The 22,092-nt window shown below is 45.7% G+C and carries 20 protein-coding genes; 8 read left to right on the top strand and 12 right to left on the bottom strand.

The features are described from left to right. Positions 1-98: 98 nt before the first annotated feature. Positions 99-1,055, top strand: a complete 957-nt coding sequence (locus D104_RS21120; protein WP_024022626.1) for a ribonuclease Z — start codon at positions 99-101, stop codon at positions 1,053-1,055. Between the two features lie 188 nt (positions 1,056-1,243). Here the strand turns inward: D104_RS21120 and D104_RS21115 are convergent, their stop codons facing one another. From D104_RS21115 to D104_RS21100, 4 genes are all read right to left on the bottom strand, one after another. Continuing rightward, entirely contained in the window at positions 1,244-1,999 is a 756-nt protein-coding gene (locus D104_RS21115) for a hypothetical protein (RefSeq protein WP_024022625.1), read from the bottom strand. Between the two features lie 6 nt (positions 2,000-2,005). Then, positions 2,006-2,266 carry a hypothetical protein gene (locus D104_RS21110; protein WP_024022624.1) on the bottom strand — a complete coding sequence of 87 codons (261 nt, stop codon included), beginning with the start codon at positions 2,264-2,266 and terminating at the stop codon, positions 2,006-2,008. A 121-nt stretch (positions 2,267-2,387) separates the two neighbouring features. Then, positions 2,388-3,134 (bottom strand): KilA-N domain-containing protein, encoded by a 747-nt coding sequence (locus D104_RS21105; protein WP_031214413.1) that lies wholly within the window; start codon positions 3,132-3,134, stop codon positions 2,388-2,390. Positions 3,135-3,971: 837 nt separating this feature from the next. Continuing rightward, positions 3,972-5,453: a carboxypeptidase M32 gene (locus D104_RS21100; RefSeq protein WP_024022621.1), complete on the bottom strand. Its 1,482-nt coding sequence runs from the start codon at positions 5,451-5,453 to the stop codon at positions 3,972-3,974. 202 nt (positions 5,454-5,655) lie between these two features. Here D104_RS21100 and D104_RS21095 point away from each other — a divergent pair, with 202 nt between their 5' ends. Together D104_RS21095 and D104_RS21090 are read left to right on the top strand one after the other, a co-directional pair. Beyond that, complete coding sequence (locus tag D104_RS21095; RefSeq protein ID WP_024022620.1) at positions 5,656-6,030, top strand: type II toxin-antitoxin system RelE/ParE family toxin; 375 nt, start codon at positions 5,656-5,658, stop codon at positions 6,028-6,030. 11 nt (positions 6,031-6,041) lie between these two features. Then, positions 6,042-6,356 carry an XRE family transcriptional regulator gene (locus tag D104_RS21090; RefSeq protein ID WP_024022619.1) on the top strand — a complete coding sequence of 105 codons (315 nt, stop codon included), beginning with the start codon at positions 6,042-6,044 and terminating at the stop codon, positions 6,354-6,356. Positions 6,357-6,418: 62 nt separating this feature from the next. Here D104_RS21090 and dld read toward each other — a convergent pair whose 3' ends face one another. Next, positions 6,419-8,158: a D-lactate dehydrogenase gene (dld, locus tag D104_RS21085; protein ID WP_024022618.1), complete on the bottom strand. Its 1,740-nt coding sequence runs from the start codon at positions 8,156-8,158 to the stop codon at positions 6,419-6,421. Positions 8,159-8,354: 196 nt separating this feature from the next. Between dld and D104_RS21080 the strand changes: the two genes are divergently transcribed. Then, positions 8,355-8,783, top strand: coding sequence for a hypothetical protein (locus D104_RS21080; protein WP_024022617.1), 429 nt, complete (start codon positions 8,355-8,357; stop codon positions 8,781-8,783). A 136-nt stretch (positions 8,784-8,919) separates the two neighbouring features. On the opposite strand, the gene D104_RS21075 is transcribed toward D104_RS21080, so the two are convergent. Next, positions 8,920-9,534, bottom strand: coding sequence for a LysE family translocator (locus D104_RS21075; protein ID WP_024022616.1), 615 nt, complete (start codon positions 9,532-9,534; stop codon positions 8,920-8,922). Beyond that, entirely contained in the window at positions 9,531-10,304 is a 774-nt protein-coding gene (locus D104_RS21070) for a YqcI/YcgG family protein (protein ID WP_024022615.1), read from the bottom strand. The genes D104_RS21075 and D104_RS21070 overlap by 4 nt, the downstream gene beginning before the upstream one ends. Positions 10,305-10,418: 114 nt before the next feature. Here D104_RS21070 and D104_RS21065 point away from each other — a divergent pair, with 114 nt between their 5' ends. Continuing rightward, the gene (locus tag D104_RS21065) at positions 10,419-11,351 is read left to right on the top strand and encodes a LysR family transcriptional regulator (RefSeq protein ID WP_024022614.1); all 933 of its coding nucleotides are present in this window, start codon (positions 10,419-10,421) and stop codon (positions 11,349-11,351) included. Between the two features lie 7 nt (positions 11,352-11,358). Here D104_RS21065 and purU read toward each other — a convergent pair whose 3' ends face one another. The 5 genes from purU to D104_RS21045 all read right to left on the bottom strand — a co-directional run bounded on the left by purU (position 11,359) and on the right by D104_RS21045 (position 17,675). Then, on the bottom strand, positions 11,359-12,225 hold the full coding sequence (gene purU, locus D104_RS21060; RefSeq protein ID WP_024022613.1) for a formyltetrahydrofolate deformylase: 867 nt from the start codon (positions 12,223-12,225) through the stop codon (positions 11,359-11,361). Positions 12,226-12,341: 116 nt separating this feature from the next. Beyond that, the gene (locus D104_RS21055; RefSeq protein WP_024022612.1) at positions 12,342-13,013 is read right to left on the bottom strand and encodes a sarcosine oxidase subunit gamma; all 672 of its coding nucleotides are present in this window, start codon (positions 13,011-13,013) and stop codon (positions 12,342-12,344) included. Next, on the bottom strand, positions 13,006-16,023 hold the full coding sequence (locus D104_RS21050; RefSeq protein ID WP_024022611.1) for a sarcosine oxidase subunit alpha: 3,018 nt from the start codon (positions 16,021-16,023) through the stop codon (positions 13,006-13,008). Before D104_RS21050 ends, D104_RS21055 begins: the two co-directional genes overlap by 8 nt. Next, a complete protein-coding gene (locus tag D104_RS0118575; RefSeq protein ID WP_024022610.1) occupies positions 16,020-16,391 on the bottom strand; it encodes a sarcosine oxidase subunit delta in 372 nt (123 codons plus the stop codon). The genes D104_RS21050 and D104_RS0118575 overlap by 4 nt, the downstream gene beginning before the upstream one ends. A gap of 30 nt (positions 16,392-16,421) precedes the next feature. Further along, positions 16,422-17,675 carry a sarcosine oxidase subunit beta family protein gene (locus tag D104_RS21045; protein WP_024022609.1) on the bottom strand — a complete coding sequence of 418 codons (1,254 nt, stop codon included), beginning with the start codon at positions 17,673-17,675 and terminating at the stop codon, positions 16,422-16,424. Positions 17,676-18,234: 559 nt separating this feature from the next. On the opposite strand from D104_RS21045, the gene D104_RS21040 reads away from it, so the two are divergent. The 3 genes from D104_RS21040 to D104_RS21030 are packed head-to-tail and all read left to right on the top strand — an operon-like array spanning position 18,235 to position 21,862. Continuing rightward, a complete protein-coding gene (locus D104_RS21040; RefSeq protein ID WP_024022608.1) occupies positions 18,235-19,713 on the top strand; it encodes a sensor histidine kinase in 1,479 nt (492 codons plus the stop codon). Then, positions 19,706-20,131, top strand: a complete 426-nt coding sequence (locus D104_RS21035) for a response regulator (RefSeq protein WP_024022607.1) — start codon at positions 19,706-19,708, stop codon at positions 20,129-20,131. The genes D104_RS21040 and D104_RS21035 overlap by 8 nt, the downstream gene beginning before the upstream one ends. A 12-nt stretch (positions 20,132-20,143) precedes the next feature. Further along, a complete protein-coding gene (locus tag D104_RS21030) occupies positions 20,144-21,862 on the top strand; it encodes a GGDEF domain-containing response regulator (protein WP_024022606.1) in 1,719 nt (572 codons plus the stop codon). Positions 21,863-22,092 lie beyond the last annotated feature (230 nt).

The raw sequence follows: 22,092 nt of genomic DNA, 5'->3' as shown, positions 1-22,092 counted from the left end.
TAAATAATAAGCCATCTATACAACCCAAGATTGCCGCTTGGTCATGAAAACATTAGGCTTAGGCAAGATGACCCGTCTTTTATGTATCAAGGTAAAAAATGAATATTGTCTTTCTTGGAACCTCGGCAGGCGTTCCAACCAAAACACGCAATGTAACAGGAATCGCGGTGCGCGAAGAAAGAGGCAACGGCTGGTACCTTGTCGACTGTGGCGAGGGAGCGCAACATCAGATACTTCATACCAATTTATCGATCAATGCCTTACAAGCCATCTTCATCACTCACATTCATGGCGATCACTGTTATGGGTTGCCAGGCATATTAGCAAGTGCCGCGATGAATGGCCGCAAAGCGCCATTGAAAATTATGGCACCAAGTGGTGTGAAAGAATGGGTGGAAGCGACTCAGCAACATACACAATTGTATCTGTCCTATGACATTGAGTTTATCTGTACTGATGATCTACCGTCTGTCGAGTTCAGAAAAGTTCGCGTGGAAACGGTCGCCCTGTCTCACCGAGTCCCTTCTTATGCCTATTGTTTTACCGAAAAAGACATCAACCCGCGCTTGGATGTGGAAAAACTGGAGCGGCACAACATCCCCAGAGGCCCACATTGGGGGCAGCTACAAAAGGGGCAAGATGTTGAGCTAAACGGCAAACTAATCCATTGTGAAGACTATTTGCTATACGATAAAAACCCGCAAAAAATCATAGTGGCAGGTGACAATGACCAGCCAGAGCTATTGGCTCAAATAAGCCATGGCGCCAGCGTACTGGTTCATGAAGCCACCTACACCAAAGACATCGTTGAGAAGTCAGGCAACAGCTACGGCCACAGTTACGCCGAGCTTGTAGCGACCTTTGCCCAGCAAGCTAACATCCCAAACTTAGTGTTAACGCACTTTAGCCCTCGCTACCAAGCTAACCCGAACCTATCCCCTTCCATCGCCGACATTTATCAAGAAGCCAAAGCCCATTATTCGGGCAACCTGTTTCTCGCCAACGACCTTGATGAATATCAGCTGAACAAAAGCAATGAATTAAAAAAGCTTTAAAGAGGAGTTACAGACTTGGGCTTTAAGTGCCCAAACAAAAGGCATCAACCGCGGGATTTAGAACCAGATGTAAAGGGCTATTTTTTATCTGGATCTAATATCAGCATGTTGATTAGAAGCTGGTATAACGCCGCACTCACCGGAAAATTGGGAGCGTAGCGAGTAATTTTTCCGAGTGAAGCAACTTGTTAGCTGCCAATCAGTGCTGGAGGGTTTACCAGCCAAACAATTACAAATACAGCAATAGCTCCCGTCGCTCTAATGGACATTTTTTGAAGTCTTGACTCAACAGTTAGCAACCCTGGAATGATGGCAGCAATAGCCGATAGCGAAATAGCAAACCCACCTCTAAATATAAAAGCCTGCCAGTTCGTTGGGTTTGGAATCATCACAGCCAGAACAAACAAGACCAACAAGAATACAACGCCAATTATTAATCCAACAATTAATTGCCAGTTAGGTGTTTTTTGCAAATCAGAAGCTCCTGAATAATTGAAACCCGATACAGGTATACGATTTTCCTCATACTTTCTTTCAAGTGCTTTCCATGTATTTTTTTCTAAATACTCTTTAGTCATTCTTTGCATATTTGCATAGGCTTGAGAATTAGGCTCTTGGTACGAAGCCCCTAAAGCAGAAGAATGACTCCGCAGAAAGGCGATGTGTAGAACATACGATTCCAAAACTGCGTGACATGTCTCTGCGAAGCCCGTAACCCACTTTCCGTTAACGTGCGCACCTAGCAACCCGCTATTTCCGACAAAGCTTTCTACATAGTTGAAATATGTATTACCTTTTCTCTGGCACTCAATTAGCTGCTCGGCGGTCGGGGCCACTCTGCTAGAATTGTATTCAATAGCTAATGGCTGAAGTACATCCATGTACTTTTGTTTGAGTTCTTCAATCTTCTCTTCTGCGTTCAGAACGAGTTGTTCATTAGTCATTAGTCATTAGTCATTAGATGAGTCTTGCTTAACTGCCATTGCCAGTAGCGCATTTAAATCGGAGTTGTCAGCCCCCTTAGTTAAGAACATTCTGGTGGAGCCACAATGCTTAACAACTATATTCTGGCATTCAGTTCGGCTTAAGGTTTTTCCAGATGCAATTGCAGCATCAATATCTTTCTTGATTGCTTCCAACTGCTGTTTCGTTGGATTCCAATCGATAAGATTGCAATGATCACGCAAGAATTTTTCCAGATTTCTATTCATTTTTCTTCCTTCTTAGTTGTTATCATGCCATCAGAGCAGCTAACACCGCCAACACGCGCAGCTTTGTAGTGGAGGCGAATCCGGAACGAAAAAGCTGCCGCCGTGATTGACATTGTTAGCTTTAATTTGCAGGTAAAAGTAAAGTTTCTACAAATTGCAAAGCAACTTTATCTCGTTGGCCAAAATATTTTGGAGCCTGTTGAGGAAGCCACGTTTCATTGAAGTGTCGACGAAAATCCTCATAAAGTTCAATAGGGTATAACTTCGCTGGGACCACTCGCCCATCCGGATATTCGTGCTGGTACGTAGGAAAGCTGTTAGGTTCAATGCCCCTCTTATCACGGAGCCACTTACAAAACATTCGCCCCTCCGAAATATCAGGAACCATTTCTTGTGGTAGCGTGTATCCAGCCTGCTCCATAGGAGCGATTAAATTTAGCGTTAATTCGTTCAGCATCGAAAAATGAGTGTAAGGAACCTTCCCTCTATTTTGCATATAGCGATCAATGTGGACAGGCATTACTGCCTTAGCACCACCCTGCTGCCACTCAGTAACCCATTGAGATACCTTTACTGCAAATTTCGGGGATAACCATTGGCCTAAATTTATAGCTAAATAAGGATGAACCCAAGTACCTTGGAGCTGGGGATTGCCGCCGCTGATTATATGAATTAGTTGATGTTCTGGCAGGCCCGTTTGAGCTGTGAGCTCCACTATGAATGCTTGAGTCGTCTTCAAAACCTTGAAGTCTGAAAACCTTTTTCCAACAGACTGACAAAGTGCAGTTGCACTTATGTAACCATCAGCTGTGCGCTGAGGAATCATTTCTCCCTCTTCTACTCTAGGAATTAGAGTTAATTGATTCATTCCTTTCTCCTCGATTGGTCGGAAAGCTAACATCTATGGACACCCTGATTTTTGCAAGCAAAATCAAGATCTAACAAGAACAGTTTTGCAGCTATCTGTTCGGGTTTTTAGTAAAACTTTTTTAGCTTTTATCCTTGATGTTATTCCTGCAAACAAACAGCGTTGACTTGATTCTAATCATTTTGGTGTTTTCAACGAAACAATGTTAGTCCCAGAATTTCCAAGTCACGGTCTCACCTATCTTGTCATCACTCTTTTTTACTAAGTAAAACTTGGTGTACCACTCTTTTAAATTTAGACCGTTTGAGTCTGACATTTTTGATTTCGTGCCAGTATCGGCCAAATAATCCATGTAAATTAATCCATTACGACAAACTGACAATACAATGAAAAATACAGAAAGACCATAAGACTTTTAGGGGGTTTTACGAGCAAGTTAAACATCAGAGCGATGATTCCCCGCCTTCGCGGGGATGACGGTTTATGGCGATGTTTGGTATGCATAATGTTTGATGAGGTTTGAGGCTCTGAACCCCATCTTCCGTCTTCCCCTTGAAGAAAGGGGAAGAGACTTGGCAGCTGTATTCAATGAGTTATGCGTTTACGAATAACAGCGAGGAGCAAAGCGAACGCCAAGAGCGAGGTCGAACGACAGTGTCGAGCGGTGGTGTTTGGTTTGCTCCAAGAACCAAGATGGTAGTCAGGGTCACAGCCCTTTTCTATACAGTTTTGTCGTTGTGGAAAGTGTGGTGGAGGATAAGGGATTAGACCTTTTAGCCCAAGAGCCATAACCCCTCCCCAGCCCTCCCCTTGAAGAAAAGGGAGGGAACAGATCTGTTACAAATACCGCCCTTCTAGGTGTTTTCTAAAATGTGCGGCGTTTAAGGTTTCGCCTGTGGCGCGTTTGACGAGTTCATCTGTGCTGTGGAGCGAGGCTTGTGTCCAGATATTGTCGCTGAGCCATTGGAATATCGGGCTTAAGTCGCCGCTTTGGATAACGGCGTCGAAGTCGATATTTTGTATCATGGTGGCTTTGTATTGCGCGGCGTACATGGCGCCGAGAGTGTAACTTGGAAAGTAACCGAAAGCGCCATCTGTCCAATGTATGTCTTGCATGCAGCCGTTTTTGTAGTTGTCTTTGGTGGAGATGCCAAGGGTGGCTTTCATTTTCTCGTCCCAAAGTGCCGGTACGTCGGTGTGCTCTATTACGCCGTTGATGAGGTCGCGTTCTATCTCGTAACGCATGATGACGTGTGCAGGATATGTGAGTTCGTCTGCATCAACACGAATAAAGCCTTTTTCTACTTGGGTGTAAATTTTGTAGAGGTTCTCTTCAGCAAAGACAGGGTCATTGTGTGTGTTAAAAGCATCGGCAGAAAGGCGCGATAAGTGAGAGATAAACGGTTTACTGCGGCCAATTTGCATTTCGAAAAACAAGGACTGAGATTCATGAATACCCATGGAACGGGCTTCGCCGACAGGTAAGCCAGCGAAAGCACTTGGTAAGCCTTGTTCGTAGCGCGCGTGACCAGTTTCGTGAACAATACCCATCAAGGCTTGCACGAAGTCTTGCTCATTATAGCGAGTGGTTATGCGCACATCGGTTGGTACACCGCCACAAAATGGGTGAACACTTTGGTCAAGTCGGCCGCGATCAAAGTCGAACTTTAGTAGTTTCATCACCTCTAAGCCGAGGGCTTTTTGCTTAGCGGTTGAAAACGTACCCGTCGGCATAATGATGGATTGCGACTTCTGCTTTTCCAATACTTTTTCAATCAGTTCTGGCAGCCAGGTTTTCACATCGGTAAACAACGTATCGAGCGACGCGGTTGTGGTGCCCGGTTCGTATTTGTCGAGCATGGCGTCATAAGGTGTGAGTTCGAGCGCTTCGCTGCGGATTTTTGCTTCTTCGCGAGACAAGGCAACGACGTCTTTCCAGTTCTTCTCGAAACCTGTCCAGTCATTTTCTTGTCGTTGCGAACGCCACGCGTGTTCGCATTTTGAACCCGCAATGGATTGCGCTTGCACCAAGTCTTCTGGCACCACGGTCGATTGCTGCCATTGGCGTTTCATTTCACGTAGGCTAGATCGCTCCTCGCTCGTGAGAGATTCTTGCTCGGCGTTGCCAAACCACTCTTCAAGTTGTGGTTGCGTCGATAATCGATGGATATGAACAGACAGTTCCGCCATGGCTTTTGAACGCGCGTCGCTGCCGCCAGACGGCATGTTTGCCGCAGCGTCCCAGCCAAGAATGGCTTGAGCATGGTTAAAATGATTCAGTGTTTGATAATGTGAGGTTAGCTGCTCGTAGTTGGACATTGCTGTTTTCATCCTATGTGGTTTTGATTAACCAGAACGGTGTTCATTTCAGCCATCTTATTACATTGGAATAAATGGGAATAGATCAAAAACTATCTCATAACGATATTCACAAGCGAATCAAACAGGCTTACATCGTGTAAATATACTCTTGACAGTATATACGTTAAAGCGTATTTTTTATCCATAAAGACAGCAAGGATTGCTTATAATTTGGGAGATATTAATAACCGACGAATACGAACAATGGTTTCTTGGCTTGACGGACAAAGAGCAAGAAGACGTGCTATCAATGGTTAATGTATTAGAGATCAAAGGCCCTCAATTAGCCCGACCCTATGCAGATTCCCTAAAAGGAACAAATAAGGTAAAAAACCTTAAAGAATTGAGAGTTCAGCATGCAGGAAAACCTTATCGTGTCTTTTATGCTTTTGACCCAACAAGGAAAGCCATATTGTTATGCGGTGGTCGAAAAGATGGGAAAAGGGATAAAAAACTTTATGATAGATATATTTCGTTAGCTGAAAAAGAATTCTTAAATTACTTGAAAAATAGTGATTCAGAAAAAACAAGATAGGAGGTTTAGTTATGGCTAAGTCGATAAATGAACTACGCAAGAAAATTAAACCAGAGGTTCAAGCCGCAGCTAAAGCTAAAGCTGTTGCCATTATTGCAGAGATGTCTCTTGCAGAAATCCGAAAAAAAAGACGCATAAATCAGGCCGATTTAGCAGGGCTTATGAATATTGCTCAGCCAAACATCTCTCAGATTGAAAATCGTCCAGATGCCCTTATCAGTACATTGAATCAATATATTGAAGCATTGGGAGGTAAGCTAGAAATACACGCCAAGTTCCCTGACGGACAAGATATAGAAATATCTCAATTCGCAATGATTAAGTAAAAAAGCCGAGACATCGTTAAAAGAAACGTCTCGGCTTTTTGCATTCTCTGTTGTTCTAAAGCTTATTTATGGCAACCACAATCTGTGTGTTCGTCGCTCAGCTCTTGCCAATTTTTCAGTTTACTGGTGCCGCCGATGCCTGAGTTGAAGCTGTTGGTTGGGTCGGTTTTTTGGTAAAACTCGCGCAATGCTGGCTTCGCCAAATATTCATGACCCACGTTGTGCTCGGCTGGGTATTCCGCACCACGTACATCGTAACTCGCAAGAATTTGTTTTTTCACCGCTTTGCCGTCGACGCCTTTTTTCATGATGTAGTTTTGATGCATGACATGACAAAAGAAGTGTCCGTAATACATTTTTACAGCGATTTTATCGTCGATGTCTTGTGGTAACACTTCGAACCAATCTTGCTCGTTGCGCGGAAATGCCACGTCAATCGTCATGATGGAACCAAGGTCTTTGCCATTCATAATGTGATAACGCGTCAAGGCGCCGCCCGTCACAAAGCGATGCAGAATCGCTTGGTCCGCTTCACGATCGGTACACGCAAAGTAGTCGCCTTCGTTGTCTTTGAAGAAGGTATCTAAATACGCTTTTGCTTCGGCCACACCGTCGTTGCTGGTTTCGACGATCCAATGATGATCGTATTTTGCACGAAAATCTTCCATGCGCTTCGGCAAGTGATTCGGAAACATCTGACTCATGTATTGCATGATGCGATCCGAAAATTTGTTCGGCATGAAGCTGAATTTTTCCGCCCAACGATCCACTGTGCGTTTAATCGCAAACATTTTAGGAATGTATTTGGTACCCAGTTTGTCGATCACCAAGTAGCTGTCTTTACCGTATTTTTTACTGATGTCATAACTGCTTTTATGCAGGTATTCGCCAGACACAGGCAAATTGGTAAAAGTTGACAACATGTCACGGCGCATCTGTTCCATTACGGCGGGATCGTTCGTGCCGATGTAGAACACTTGATGTTTTTCAGGAATTGGAAAAGTGTCGATGCGAACCGCAAACACCGCCAATTTACCGGCACAACCAGACGATTCATACAAACGACGCGGGTCATTGTTAAAGCGGGATGGGGTTTCTGCGTCGACGTCACGAATACGCTCATGGTATTCATTGTCGGAACCGCGTTTATCGGGAAATTGTACGTCGGTTTCTTGGTAAGTGTGATTCTGTAAGTTGGCGAGAATTTCTTCTGGGTCGCTGCCCAAATCGATGCCTAGGTTGTTCACCAATTGCAATTCACCATTTTCAGTGACTTGTGCGAATAAAGACATTTCTGTGTAAGCCGGACCACGTTGAACCAACGCGCCACCAGAATTATTACACACGCCACCAACGATAGACGCGCCAATACAAGAAGAGCCAATCACTGAATGCGGTTCGCGACTGTAGGGTTTTAGTCGTTCTTCCAAACCAAACAAGGTACTTCCAGCCAAACCGACAATCTGTTTGCCTTGATCAATCAGCTGAATATCGCTAATTCGCATGGTGCTAACGATCACAATCGGGCGATCATAATCGGCGCCATTTGGCGTAGATCCACCGGTCAATCCCGTATTGGCGGCTTGCATAATGACAATCACATCGGCTTCAACACAGGCTTGAAGCACTTTCCAGATTTCAACCAAGCTACTAGGACGAACCACGGCATAAGCGTCACCACCACCCAATCGAATACCATTGCTGTAGGGTTTCTTCTTATCGGCGTCCGTTAAGGTGTACTGGCTTCCTACAATGGCCTTTAATTTTTCGGCCAGATCTAAGCTGAAACTGGATGTTGTCATAAAAAATACTTCGCGACGTGTTGGGGGAAAGACGCCAGTATACTCGACTTGATCAAGAGTAAAAAACACCCTGTCATAAATTCGATTTAAAATTCCATCAAATTGAACAAAAAATCGCTATGTGATTTTGCTGTCTTTATCAATATCATAGAAATCAGCGTCCTCCCTTAACACATTAGATAAGCAGAGCAATGAGATGAAATATTTATTGTCCGAAGCAGATCAAGAATTCAAACGTCTGGTTGAATCGTGTGAATTTCCTGTGGCTGATTTTAATCACCAAGCGCACATACGTTTAGCGTATGTCTATCTGGCGGAGCACAACATTGGTTATTCCGTTCAACTCATGCGAGATACGCTATTGAGATTGCTGCAACACGCTGGCATCGATCCTTCACAAAAGTTTCATGAGACTCTGACCGAAGCGTGGATTTTGGCGGTGCATCATTTCATGAAGACCATGGCGAGTTCACTTTCATCTGATGATTTTATCGCTCATAACCCCATGATGCTGAACGCAAACATTATGATGACGCATTATTCCGCGAAGCTGCTTTTTTCCGATACAGCTCGACACGCTTTTATGGAACCCGATCTTGAACCTATTCCTAGGCATGGCGAATAAACGGCCCATTATGACCAAAAAGCCGTTCTCGTACTTTTTGTCGTTGAACGGCTTTTTCTTCTTACTAATGTAATTTTTACTGACTGTTTTTATGAAGTCATTCATACTGACTTAGCGGAAATACTTCGTGACACATTCACCCAAATACGGCGTAAACGTTGTATATTGCGCCACCAATCGCCACCAACAAAAGAAAGAGCGACGACACAATTTCCATGCGTTTTTTATGTTTTTCTGGCAGCCATTTTTTAACCAGTAGAATATAAAGCGACAAGATTGAAAAATCGAAGATTCCCCAAATAATAGAAAGCGTCAAAATACTGGTATTAAAATCGCTCGTAATCGCGATAAATTGGGGAAACAGCGACACAAAGAAAAGAATGTCTTTAGGGTTCGATATTCCCGTCAAAAAACCTTGAACAATACCGCCTGCGCTGGACGCCGTAATGGTTTCGCCGTCGGAATCGGACACGGTTAGTAGACTTTGGATCGCCATATAACCAATAAAAATAGACCCCATAATGCCTAATACATGCAAATAAAGCGGCTCTAAAGACAACACCCCAATCAGCATTAATGCGGCAAATAAGATCAGTACAAAAGACGCTAGATTCGTACCGACCACGGTGGCAAACGCCCTTCGATACCCATAACGCGTTGCGGTTCCGGTTACCAGCGCGACAACCGGCCCAGGTGTTAGCAACAAGGTAAGAATCGACATTATGTAAGTAGATAAAAGCACCAGATTCATGCCAGTCCCCCTTCTTTTTTCATGTGTAAAGGGCATCGAGAAGCAGGCTTAGAATCGCTTTCACTCAATACGTATTGTTTCCACTCTAAGTTATCGCTGTCACCATAAAACCCCAGCTCTTTTGATACATGGCCTTTATTGTAATCAAAAACGCGTTTTCGAATCTTCTCTCGGATTTTGATGCCTTTGGTATTTTTATGGCTTGCTAATAAATCGAAGTGCTCACGAGGATTAATCACAAACACAACATGATTCCCAAGGTTGCGACTCTTAAGCTGAACGTGGCTAGGACAACTCACATTAATGAAAAACTCAACACCGCCATAACAGAAGGACCAAGCGGAATCTTCGACTTCAGAGGGAACCGATGCAGGCCATGGCGCTGTATCGTTATCGTGCAATTCTTGTATGCGCTGCCACGCAAATTCATGCTCCTCTTTTAATCCCTGAAAGTCGGCCCTCTTGAAAATAATCAACATTGGGCTGTACAGACGATCCGTAATATTCGTGTCTGCAATGCTTTTGGTGAATTCGGTCATGACACTTGTAAGTTCGTTGACGGAATTATGTTCACCAATAAATGCAAAGCGCAGTGATTCCTTTCTCAAGGCATTTCGGCCAAACAAACATGGAAAGTCTTGGCTTTCGAGGCAACTTATAATGTTACTGAATGCTTCAATGCGCCAATCATCAACTCTATACGTAGAGATATGATCTCTTGTGAGGTTTCTTAAATCAGATTGAATTACCACTTTTCCGTTACTAAGCATTTTTCTCTACTGTCACTATTTTAAAATGCGCCCATTATTCAAGCTTATGCGACTATTGAAAAACGGAAAAAAATAAAGCTTAATGTGAGTTAAACTCAATATAGAATGCTATTTATGTCGCTTCCACCACTCTACGCACTCCGCGCTTTTGAAGCTTCGGCTCGGTTTGGCTCCTTCACTAAAGCCGCCGCCCACTTAAATGTGACGACAGGCGCCATTAGTAAACACATACGAACACTGGAAGAATGGTTTGAATGTGAACTGTTTGTGAGAAATGGCCCAAGAATAGAAGTGTCCAATGCAGGTCGTTCTCTTGCGGTACAAATCAGTGAAGGATTCAACTTATTAGAAAGAGCCTGTTTAGAATTCAGCAGCATTCATAATGAAATTCGATTAAAAGCCCCTTCCACTATCACCATGCGCTGGCTACTTGATCACTTACATTCTTTCCATGAAGATAACTCAACATCAACTGTCGAAACCACCAGCATTTGGATGGACATTGATACGGTCGACTTTAGTAAAGAACCTTATGATTGTGCGATTTTATTAGGCAATGGCTTGTTTGGTCAGGGAACAGAATCGGCCCTGTTGTTTGTAGAATGGTTGGTTCCCATTTGCGCCCCAAATATGACAGACGAAGTGCTTGAAGATGTGCAGCGCTGTGCGCTTATCCACCCTTCACCCGATCGCAGAGATTGGCGACGATGGCTAAAAAGCACAGGGAAGTTTCGTGATTTAAACATAGCACAAGGCAAGGTGTTTGATACGTTAGAACAAGGCAACATGGCCGCTATGTGCGGCCACGGTGTGTCTGTCGGCGATCTTTTATTAAGCTCAGAAACCATTCAGAATGGCTTGCTCAACCTGCCCTTTAATGAAGCCGTGTCGACGGGCGAAGGCTACTATTTAGTCTGGCCAAAAGGCAGCTCAAAACAGAAACACATCGAGCAGCTATACACCTATTTAAAAGGCAAAGCGCCCTCGCCGCCTTCCGATGATATTGTTTACTTGAACCAATCAGGTGACGAAGTAATACCAAATTAGCCACTGTTTAACCACCAAAAACGACCGTTCGTTTGCCATTTAAAAACACTCGTTTTTCGACGTGGCATTTCACTGCGTTAAACAAGGTGACGCGTTCGATGTCTTGGCCTTTGGCAATAAGATCTTCGGCATAATGGGCGTGATTGACCGTTTGAATACCTTGGGAAATGATCGGGCCTTCGTCTAGGTCATTGTTCACATAATGCGCCGTCGCGCCGACCATTTTCACGCCTTTTTCCCACGCTTGATGATAAGGTCGAGCGCCTTTAAAGCCGGGCAATAAAGAGTGATGAATGTTGATCGCGCGACCATCTAGGTATTCGCACATGCTCGGCGACAGCACTTGCATGTAACGCGCTAACACGACCAATTCTGTATCGTACTGCTCAATCAATGCGCGCACTTGCGCTTCTTGCTCTAGCTTGGTTTCTGCGGTGATTGGTAAATGGTAATACGGAATACCGTGCCATTTGGCGAGTTCTTCTAAATCTGGGTGATTCGAGATAATCACCGTGACATCAATATTTAATTGCCCTGTACGAAAACGATACAACAAGTCATTCAAACAATGATCGTATTTCGACACCATGATCGCCACTTTTGGCGAGTGATTTGGAGCCGTCAGTTGCCATTCCATATCAAACTCGGCAGCGCGATCGGCAAAATGCTCGGAAAATACCGCATCGCTAAAATCATCGTGTTGCGGTAAAAATTCGATGCGAATAAAAAACAGACCCGATTCACGGTCGTCGAATGAATGGATTTCATCAATATAATTGCCCGCTTCTGCCATGTAGCGCGTCACAACGTCTACCGTTCCGATGATGCTCGGGCAGCTCGCAGTAAAGATCCAAGGTGCGATTTTTGCTTTCATAAAACGATCTCTCAATGTCTTAAGCTTTTTGCATCACGACAATGGCTGACCACTTAACGTGGCCAACCAACACCGTGAAAGAAAAGGAATGTATTTGAAACAATGACGGTTCTTGTCTAGCTCGTTTTAACGACAAGGCCGTATTCACGACTGGCGTCTTGAACCCATAGCCAAAGGTAATCGGCAAAACTACGACGAACCACCAGTTCGAATTGGTTTTCCCCCAGTCGGCAAACAATCGCGCCGCTCTTAGCAAAAATAGTCGATACCACTTTGCCCACGGGGAATTCACGGATATGCAAATCCACAGGAATCGACTTTTTCAGCATACTAACAACCTGATCGCCCGAAACGTCAAAGACCGTCGAACCACCGCTGATATTGACTAACGAGAAATGCCCACTTAGCGTTTCAAAAAAACGTGTTTCCAAATCAAACGCCTCGTCACCAGGAACGATAATCAACCACTCATCGGGGCCAACCCAACGCACCGACACTTTGCCGATCGATGTGTCGTCTTTCGTAACAGACGTCAGCGGCGCCATGGGCAAAGCCACGCCCAGCAAAGATTCAATCTCTTCTTGCTGCTGCGGCAATGGCACGCAGCGCAAGGTCAATAAACCCAAGAGTTTGTGCTCACAAAAATGCACACCACCTTCTTGCGGACCTTGACTCGCAATGCTGGCCAAATCCGCATGATGCAACGGGCTTTCGCCAACAATAGCGTCAGTCGGACGTTGATTTGTTACCAACTTTTTTTCCATTACTTCTACTGTGACATCAGACATGTTGACGCTCCCCTTTTGGGTCTAAAAACACAGGGCTGCAAATTTCAGCCTCTACGACTCGTCCATCAACCAATGGGTAAAAGACTCGCTCGCCCATTTTATCTAGCCCGCCTTTCACAAAGCCCATCGCCACCGAGCGATTTAAATTCGCACTCCAGTAACTGGACGTCACGTGCCCGACCATTGGCATCGGAATAGACGCTTTCGGATCCAGCACCCCTTGCGCGCCTTCCGGTAACACGACATTTGGATCGATCGTTTTCAAACCCACCAGCTGTTTACGATCGGCACGAACACAGTCTTCACGCTGCATGCCACGTTTCCCAATGAAGCTAAAAGGTTTCTGCATCGACACGGCCCACGACATGCCTAAATCGAATGGATGCACGGAGCCATCAGTGTCTTGTCCGGCGATAATAAAGCCTTTTTCCGCCCGTAAAATATGCATGGTTTCGGTGCCGTACGGCGTTAGATTGAATGCTTTACCGTGCTCAAACAAGGCTTTCCACACGTGCAAACCGTAGTTGGCTTGAACGTTTATTTCGAACGACAACTCACCAGTGAAAGAAATACGGAAGACACGAGCTGGCACGCCGGCGACGGTCATTGGCTTCCAATCCATAAACGCCATGTTGTCTTTTGACACATCGTAGTCGGTCAATTTCTCCAACAACTTGCGGCTGTTCGGGCCGGATATCGTCATGGTTGCCCAATGATCCGTGACCGACGTGAAATACACTTCCATCTCAGGCCATTCGGTTTGATGGTAAATTTCCAACCATTCTAAAACGTGCGCGGCACCGCCTGTTGTCGTGGTCATCAAGAAATGATTCTCCGCCAAACAAGACGTTACACCATCGTCGAACACCATGCCGTCTTCACCACACATCAAGCCATAGCGACATTTTCCGACCGCTAATTTCGCCCACGCGTTACTGTAAACACGACCCAGGAATTCACGTGCGTCTTTGCCTTGAATATCGATTTTACCTAAGGTCGATGCGTCCAAGATCCCAGCAGACTCACGAACCGCCAAACACTCGCGGTTCAAGCTTTCTTGCATGGTTTCCTGTCCTTGTGGGTAATACCAAGGGCGTTTCCACAAACCAACGTCTTCAAATTTCGCACCGTGCTCAACATGCCAAGAATGCATGGCGGTGTAACGTTTTGGGTCAAACAAAGCACCGCAATCACGTCCAACAATCGCACCGAACGTGACGGGCGTGTAGTTTGGTCGGAAAATCGTCGTGCCCGTTTGCGGAATGGTTTGATTCAAGGTTTTCGCCGCGATCGCCATGCCGTTGATGTTGCCCAACTTGCCTTGATCCGTTCCGAACCCCATCGCCGTATAGCGTTTCACATGTTCAATGGACTCAAACCCTTCTCGGCACGCCAGCTCAATGCCCGCGGCGGTGACGTCGTTTTGATAATCCACAAACTGCTTGGGCGCTTTGGATGTCGGTTTCGTGTGCGGAATATGGAACAAGGCCATCGCCTCGCCTTCTTCTATGTCTTGCGTTGCTGGCAAGCTGACATCAGGCTTCGTTAAATTCAAATGAGACAACGCCTCACAGGCCGCGCTTAAGCCTTCGTTCAACGCATTTGCCGTGGTGAAAGATCCATTAATCGCACCCGCCGTTAGTTGTTTCTGAACCGTTGCGCCCGGTGTAAAACCCAGAATCGCATCATTCCAAACCGGACGCGCGCCCGTGTGGCAAGACAAGTGAATTACCGGACTCCAACCACCAGACGTCGCCACCGTATCGGCTTTCATTTTCACGATAGCGCCGACAACCGCGTCGCCAGCGTCGTTTAATGGCGCAATCGAAACACTCGTTACGCGCTTGCTGCCATGGGCTTCAATCACGCCAGAGCCAACCAAAATGCTAATACCACGTTCACGTGCGGCATCAACCAACGTGCCTTGTGGGTTCTTACGAGAATCGACAACCGCCACCACGTTACGACCGGCATCGTGCCAATCGAGCGCCGTGCGATACGCGTTGTCATTTGACGTCATCAACACCAAGTCAATGCCCGGCGCCACGCCATAACGATTAATGTAAGTCGACACGGCGTTCGCCACCATGCAACCTGGTACATCGTTGTTGCCGTACACCAAAGGACGTTCATGGGCGCCCGTTGCCAACACAACCCATTTTGCACGCACACGATGCAAACGCTGCGCGATTTGCCCATTGGGCGCGCGGTCGGCGAACTGGTCGGTGCAATGCTGCTGAATCGTTAAGAAGTTATGATCGTGGTACCCGTTCACCTGCGAATGGGTGAGCATCATCACATCGTCAAAGCTTGCAAGCTCTTGTACCACGCTTGCTATCCATTCGGCAGCGGGTTTTCCGTCTAGGGTTTCGGTGCTGCTTAATAAGCTGCCACCAAATTCGTTTTGCTCATCGGCAATAATCACACGAGCGCCAGCGCGTGCCGCCGTCAACGCGGCGACCAAACCCGCGGGGCCTGCACCGACGATCATTACGTCACAATGCTGGTTCATCTTGTCATAAATGTCTGGATCGGTATCTTGTGGTGCGCGACCAAGACCGGCTGCTTTGCGGATGTAAGATTCGTAGGTTCCCCACAAAGACTGCGGGAACATGAAGGTTTTGTAGTAAAAGCCCGGCGGCATCATTTTCCCACCAATTTTGCCCACGTATTCCATCAAGTCTGTTTCAACGCTCGGCCAGCCATTGGTGGTTCCAGCCACAAGTCCGTCATAAAGCGACTGCTGTGTGGCGCGTACATTAGGAATTTGGGTGGCTTCGGTCGCGCCAACTTGCATGATGGCATTCGGCTCTTCTGCACCCGCTGCAACAATGCCGCGAGGTCGGCTGTATTTAAAGCTTCGGCCGACAATATCTACGCCATTGGCCAGCAAGGCTGACGCTAACGTGTCGCCTGCGTAGCCTTTAAGCAGCTTGCCGTTGTAGGTGAAAGTCAGTGATTTGGAACGATCGATTCGTCCGCCATTCTGAAGGCGATTTCTTTGGCTCATAGTGTCGCTCCTGACTGGCTTTCTAACGTATTTTCTAGCGGTGTTTTGCTGCTGTTCTGGGTATGGCTGTTCTGGACTTCGACAGCATTCGCCACTACAGACGGCTTTTCACCTATTTTGTAAACTTCTTTAATTTCGTAGGTTTGTGTGTCGCGTGTGATGTTAAAAAACTTACGACAACCCGCCGAATGCACCCAAAGTTCGTGATGTATGCCGCGTGGGTTCTTGCGGAAATACATGTATTCGCCCCACTCTTTGTCAGTGCAAGCGTCTGGGTCTAATGGGCGTGGAATATGCGCTTGGCCAGCGGCATGAAACTCTTCTTCCTCGCGGTGTTCGCAACAATGCGGGCAATAAATATAAAACATGGTATTTCTCCTAAGTCGGCTTTGCCCTAATTAATGCGCAACACCCGCTGCGCCGTGTTCATCCACCAGCGCACCGTTATGAAATCGAAACATAGAAAAAGGTTTGGCTAATGGGTGCATTTCGCCTTTTGCCAAAGACGCCGCAAAAACATGGCCGGATCCCGGTGTGGCTTTAAAACCGCCCGTTCCCCAGCCACAGTTGAAAAACAAGTTCTTCACTGGCGTTTCGGTAATCAGCGGACACGCATCGGGGCAAGTATCGACAATGCCGCCCCACTGACGGTTCATGCGCACTCGACTAAACACAGGGAACATTTCTAAAATTGCTTGAATCGTGTGTTCAACGGTGGCGTAAGAACCACGCTGACCGTAGCCGTTGTAACCATCGATCCCCGCGCCGATGACCAAATCACCTTTATCAGATTGACTCGCGTAACCATGAACATGATTGGACATCACCACGGTATCCAAAATCGGTTTGATCGGCTCGGAAACCAGAGCTTGCAGAGGATGAGATTCTAACGGCAACTCAAACCCGCCCATTTTCGCCAAGACGCTGGAATTACCCGCTACGACGCAACCGACTTTGTCGGCTCGAATGTCACCGTATTGCGCCGTACGAACACCAACGACAGTGCCATCTTCGATAATCAAATCTTGCACTTCGGTTTGTTGGATTAAATCCACGCCATGCGCATCGGCACCACGGGCAAATCCCCACGCCACGGCATCGTGACGCGCCACGCCCGCACGCGGTTGCCAAGACGCACCCATCACAGGGTAACGCGCGCTGTCTGAGCAATCTAAAACCGGTACGATTTCTTTAATTTGCTGTGCGTCTAATACTTCGCCATCAATGCCGTTTAAACGGTTGGCGTTCACTCGACGTTCGATGTCGCGCATGTCTTGCAAAGTGTGACCAAGGTTCAAACAACCACGCTGGGAAAACATCACGTTGTAGTTCAAATCTTGTGACAATCCTTCCCACAACTTCATCGAATGTTCGTAAAGGTGCGCAGCTTCGTCCCATAAGTAATTGGAACGCACAATGGTGGTATTTCGTGCGGTATTACCGCCACCCAAGAAGCCTTTTTCGATCACGGCGACATTGGTGACACCAAATTCTTTGGCTAAATAGTACGCGGTCGCCAAGCCATGACCGCCGCCGCCCACAATAATCACATCGTATTTCTTTTTAGGGGTTGGATTACGCCACACCCGTTGCCAGTTTTCGTGATGGCTAAAACTGTGCTTTAACAACCCAAAGCCTGAATAATGCTGCATCAGATCAGCTCCCTTATATAAACAATCGACTCAAGCGATTATCGTGGTGTGGTTAAAAAAGGTTGTGCCGCCCAGCAAGCTGAAGACGCCATAAAGTAAGCTTTCACCGTGATAATAGAGAGAAAGAATTTTGGCCTAATGCTTAGGAGCGTCCAGCGGATGACAATTTACGACAGAGGGATGAGAACCGACCAAGGAATAAGACGTTAACCCATTGCTTATTGCCTAATGGTGTAAATAGGAAAGCGTAATATGACGCGATTACCATGTAGGAAAAACACTAAAAAACTCACCATTTCGTGAGCTTATGTTTGGCAAAATCGATAGGTTATTTCACTTAAGAAAAGCGCACCTAAGATGCCATGTTTTTTTCTCAACACCATGATTTCAAATAAACCTAGCTCAGCTTTTATATCAATGTATGAAAGGCGACTGGACTTCCAACATGTCGAGATACCTTTGTTAACAAATCTAGTACGTTTATTTGCTGTTAATCTGTCCATTTTCATCTATTAGTTATAACGGAAGCTTATTAATGGATTAAATGGATCAATAGAACATGGCTGAAATTAAAGATTTTTCACCTCACCAGCCTCTTGGAAGTAGCACTTTTTTACAACAGTTGGTTGATTGCTTACCAATGGGTGCCATGATTGTTAACACCCAGGCAAACATTCTCTTCGTCAATGAATCTCTTGCCGACATACTCGGGTATTCCGCGGATGAACTGCTGACAATAGACATTGATTCCCTGTTACCGAACGAGTTCCAAGCGAACCACAAACACTTGATGAGCCAGTTCTTCAATCAACCCCGTAAGCGTCAAATGGGCGTCGGACAAGAGCTCCACGCTCAGCGTAAAGATGGCACGCATATTCCCATTGAAATTGGTCTGAATCCGCTGCAACACGAAGGTCAAACCTTTGTACTGGCGACACTGATCGACCTCTCTTCTCGCTTACGAGCAAGTCGAATGTTTCAGCGCTCCATCCAAGATGCCCCTCACGGGGTTTTAGTGGTTGACTCTGACGGCACCATTCAATTGACCAATGCTGTGTTATGCGCTTCGTTTGGTTACACACAAGAAGAGCTCCTAAACAAAAAGCTCGATATGCTATTGCCTGAACGCTACCGAAAACATCACGATGGTTTACGGCATTCCTTTCATCAAAATCCCATGCCACGGATGATGGGCGTCGGTCGAGATTTGACCGCGCTGCACAAAGACGGTCGTGAGTTTCCAGTAGAAATTGGTTTAAGTCCATTTGAAGACGAAGACAACAAAAACATGGTTTTTGTCTTCGTGTTGGACATCACTCAACGTAAACGCATGGAACAAGAGCTTCGCGAAACCAACACCAATTTGGAAGAGTTTACGTATGTGGCTTCCCATGATCTGCGTTCGCCATTGCGCGGCATTGCCGATTTATTGGATTGGGTCAAAGAAGACCTTGGTGACGGAACGCCTGAAGAAGTCACTAAGAACCTAAACAGAATAGAAGTGCGGATTCAGCGCATGGAACAACTAATTGACAATTTGTTAGCGTACGCCCGCGCAGGAAAAATAGACGCCAACACTCAAGAGATTAACGTCAATATTCTATTAGATAATGTTTTTGAACTGCTGGATGTTCCAGAGGGCATGACATTAGAGCGAGATGTACAGCTAGAACGTTTTGTTTCCACTTGGACGCCGCTGGAAACCGTAATACGTAATCTTCTTAGTAATGCGATTAAACATCACGATACAAAAAAAGGCACGATTGTCGTCCGTTGCAAAGCAGAAAATAACCTGTGTCATTTTGAAATTTGCGATGACGGCCCGGGCATTCCAGAAGCGGCTTGCAAACGCATTTTTCGATTATTCCAAACGGTCACCTCAAGTGAACGCAGTGGAACGGGCATCGGCCTTTCTGTTAGTCGTCGTTTAGTTGAAACACACGGCGGCTCCATTGATGTAAAAGCCAATACCACTCAGCGCGGAATGACATTCCACGTTTGGTGGCCTCGTTTTTTAAGGAAAGATAATCATGATTAATGATCTCAGTATTTTAATCGTCGAAGACGATGATGTTGCCGCAGAATCGATCAGCCGGAGTTTAAGAAAAGTCTCATCTGATATGAAGCTTGTCTATGCCGAGCATGGTCAAATGGCACTCGACATACTCAATGGTGCACATCCCACACGCAAACTGAGCTCGCCCTTTCTTGTTTTGTTGGATTTAAACATGCCCGTCATGAATGGCTTTGAGTTTTTGGAAGCCGTTCGTGACAGTCCGGATTTACAAAACGCGGTTATCTTCATTTTGACCACGTCGAATGACGACAATGACCGCGCTCGCGCTTACGACAATAACGTTGCAGGCTATATGGTTAAGTCGGCCGTTGGGCCTCAATTTGCGAAGTTAGCCATCTTACTAAACGCCTATAAAGAGGCCGTTGAACCTAATCATTAAGTTGGAAGTATCATGGATGTTTTAGAAGCTCATGGAAATCACGCCTTAAAACTATTAATTGTTGATGACGACGATGTTGATCGCGAGCGCCTACGTCGCATGCTGTCCAAAACGGACTTTGAAACCAATATCTCAGAAGCTTCTTCGATCGAAGACTCTATGGCACACCTCAATAACAGCGAATACGACTGTGTGATTGTCGACTACCGTCTCGGCTTAAATTCTGGGCTCACACTGTTAAGTAATATTCGAACCATTATGGAAAACCGCTGTGCTGTTATTATGATTACAGGACTTGGTGATGAAGAAGTCGCCGCAGAAGCTATGCGTCTAGGCGCCAGTGATTATTTACTGAAAGGGCAATTAAAAAGCGCTCAACTGATCCGAGCTATTATCAGTTCAATTCATAGAGCCGATTTAGAAAAAAAGCTTCATAACATGGCGCATTACGACAATCTCACCGGGCTAGCCAGTCGCCCACTTTTTTTGAAAAATCTACAAAAAATCATCGAAAAAGAAAACACCGCTGCCATCGCCTTCCTCGATCTTGATAATTTCAAACCGGTGAATGATAACTATGGTCACGACACGGGAGATTTTGTCCTTGTCACCATTGCCGATCGATTAAAAACCATCTTGAGCAAAAACGATACGCTCGCTCGTCTTGGCGGCGATGAGTTCGTTCTCTTACTACCCGACATCACCAATCATGTAGAATGCAGAGCCTATCTTAACCAAATCATTGAGTTAGTGAACATTCCAATTGAATTATCAGAATTTGATTGCCATGTTCAAGTGTCTGTCAGCATTGGTGTCGCGTTGGTGACAAATGAAAGCCTTGATGCTGACACCATTTTACGTCGAGCAGATCAAACCATGTATCAAGCCAAAAGCTTGGGCAGCAATAACATTCTTTTTTTTGACCCGGAAGAGGAAAGACGCCAGTATCATCGTCGACAATTGCTGCAAGCAGCGGAGATTGGGATAGAACGACGTGAATTCGAACTTCACTATCAGCCTCAAGTGAATATGATAAGTCACCAAATCATTGGTGTTGAAGCACTGATTCGTTGGAACCATCCAGAGTTGGGGTTTCTGTATCCTGGGGATTTTTCAGAGGCCTTAGAACACCCTAACATTGGTATTCTTATTGGCGAATGGGTTCTCAAAGAAGCACTACATCAACACACTCTGTGGGACATAAGCGACTTAGTTGTCAGTGTGAATATTGCGCCCGCTCACTTGCTCTGCAAAGGGTTTGTACAACGGCTATCTGATTTATTACTGACGTTCCCGAACGTAAACCCGAAAGCATTAGAATTAGAAGTTCTGGAAACGGTTTCCTTAGCAGATATAAACAGTGCGGTGGACGTGGTAAAAGGCTGCTGTGCGCTCGGTGTTCATGTCGCGTTGGATGATTTTGGCACAGGGTACGCATCGCTGAGCTATTTAAAAAAATTGCCATTGAACACACTTAAAATTGATAAGAGCTTTGTTCAAAACATCCTGTCCAATAAAGAAGATCGTTCGATCATCCAGTGCATCGTTGCCCTTAGTCAGGCTTTTGAATATAACTTAATCGCCGAAGGCATTGAGTCTATGGAGCACGAACAAGCACTGATAGACATGGGCTGCCATATTGGCCAAGGGTATTTCATCGCCAGACCAATGACGGCGGATGCCATGACAGACTGGATTCAGTTACACGGAAAAAACCGTAGTCTGCATTAACTCTTTTGATACGCTTCGCCCTCTCCTTTCATTACCGATGTACGCCTTTTTCGTTGTCAGTACATGCTCCCATTCTGGCGCCCTAAAACGTCACCCCCCCAACAAGAACCTTCCTTTAATACGTAAATAAGACGACAAAACAGCATTACAAAAGTTTCTAAAGCTTTCTTTAGTTTCATTAAAAGAAAAGTAACTTCCGCTTAGATCGAAGGTTGGTAGACTGCGGCGCA

Origin of the sequence: Marinomonas profundimaris, from assembly GCF_000508165.1 — a bacterium.
Taxonomy (GTDB): Bacteria; Pseudomonadota; Gammaproteobacteria; order Pseudomonadales; family Marinomonadaceae; genus Marinomonas; species Marinomonas profundimaris.
This window is presented reverse-complemented; position numbering and strand designations above follow the sequence as displayed.

Coding starts and splice junctions, on each gene's coding strand:
- D104_RS21120 (WP_024022626.1), top strand. CDS start 99: ATGAATATTGTCTTTCTTGGAACCTCGGCAGGCGTTCCAACCAAAACA.
- D104_RS21035 (WP_024022607.1), top strand. CDS start 19,706: ATGATTAATGATCTCAGTATTTTAATCGTCGAAGACGATGATGTTGCC.
- dld (WP_024022618.1), bottom strand. CDS start 8,158: ATGACAACATCCAGTTTCAGCTTAGATCTGGCCGAAAAATTAAAGGCC.
- D104_RS21065 (WP_024022614.1), top strand. CDS start 10,419: ATGTCGCTTCCACCACTCTACGCACTCCGCGCTTTTGAAGCTTCGGCT.
- D104_RS0118575 (WP_024022610.1), bottom strand. CDS start 16,391: ATGTTTTATATTTATTGCCCGCATTGTTGCGAACACCGCGAGGAAGAA.
- D104_RS21030 (WP_024022606.1), top strand. CDS start 20,144: ATGGATGTTTTAGAAGCTCATGGAAATCACGCCTTAAAACTATTAATT.
- D104_RS21100 (WP_024022621.1), bottom strand. CDS start 5,453: ATGTCCAACTACGAGCAGCTAACCTCACATTATCAAACACTGAATCAT.
- D104_RS21050 (WP_024022611.1), bottom strand. CDS start 16,023: ATGAGCCAAAGAAATCGCCTTCAGAATGGCGGACGAATCGATCGTTCC.
- D104_RS21090 (WP_024022619.1), top strand. CDS start 6,042: ATGGCTAAGTCGATAAATGAACTACGCAAGAAAATTAAACCAGAGGTT.
- D104_RS21105 (WP_031214413.1), bottom strand. CDS start 3,134: ATGAATCAATTAACTCTAATTCCTAGAGTAGAAGAGGGAGAAATGATT.
- D104_RS21070 (WP_024022615.1), bottom strand. CDS start 10,304: ATGCTTAGTAACGGAAAAGTGGTAATTCAATCTGATTTAAGAAACCTC.
- D104_RS21080 (WP_024022617.1), top strand. CDS start 8,355: ATGAAATATTTATTGTCCGAAGCAGATCAAGAATTCAAACGTCTGGTT.
- D104_RS21045 (WP_024022609.1), bottom strand. CDS start 17,675: ATGCAGCATTATTCAGGCTTTGGGTTGTTAAAGCACAGTTTTAGCCAT.
- D104_RS21075 (WP_024022616.1), bottom strand. CDS start 9,534: ATGAATCTGGTGCTTTTATCTACTTACATAATGTCGATTCTTACCTTG.
- D104_RS21110 (WP_024022624.1), bottom strand. CDS start 2,266: ATGAATAGAAATCTGGAAAAATTCTTGCGTGATCATTGCAATCTTATC.
- D104_RS21055 (WP_024022612.1), bottom strand. CDS start 13,013: ATGTCTGATGTCACAGTAGAAGTAATGGAAAAAAAGTTGGTAACAAAT.
- D104_RS21040 (WP_024022608.1), top strand. CDS start 18,235: ATGGCTGAAATTAAAGATTTTTCACCTCACCAGCCTCTTGGAAGTAGC.
- purU (WP_024022613.1), bottom strand. CDS start 12,225: ATGAAAGCAAAAATCGCACCTTGGATCTTTACTGCGAGCTGCCCGAGC.
- D104_RS21115 (WP_024022625.1), bottom strand. CDS start 1,999: ATGACTAATGAACAACTCGTTCTGAACGCAGAAGAGAAGATTGAAGAA.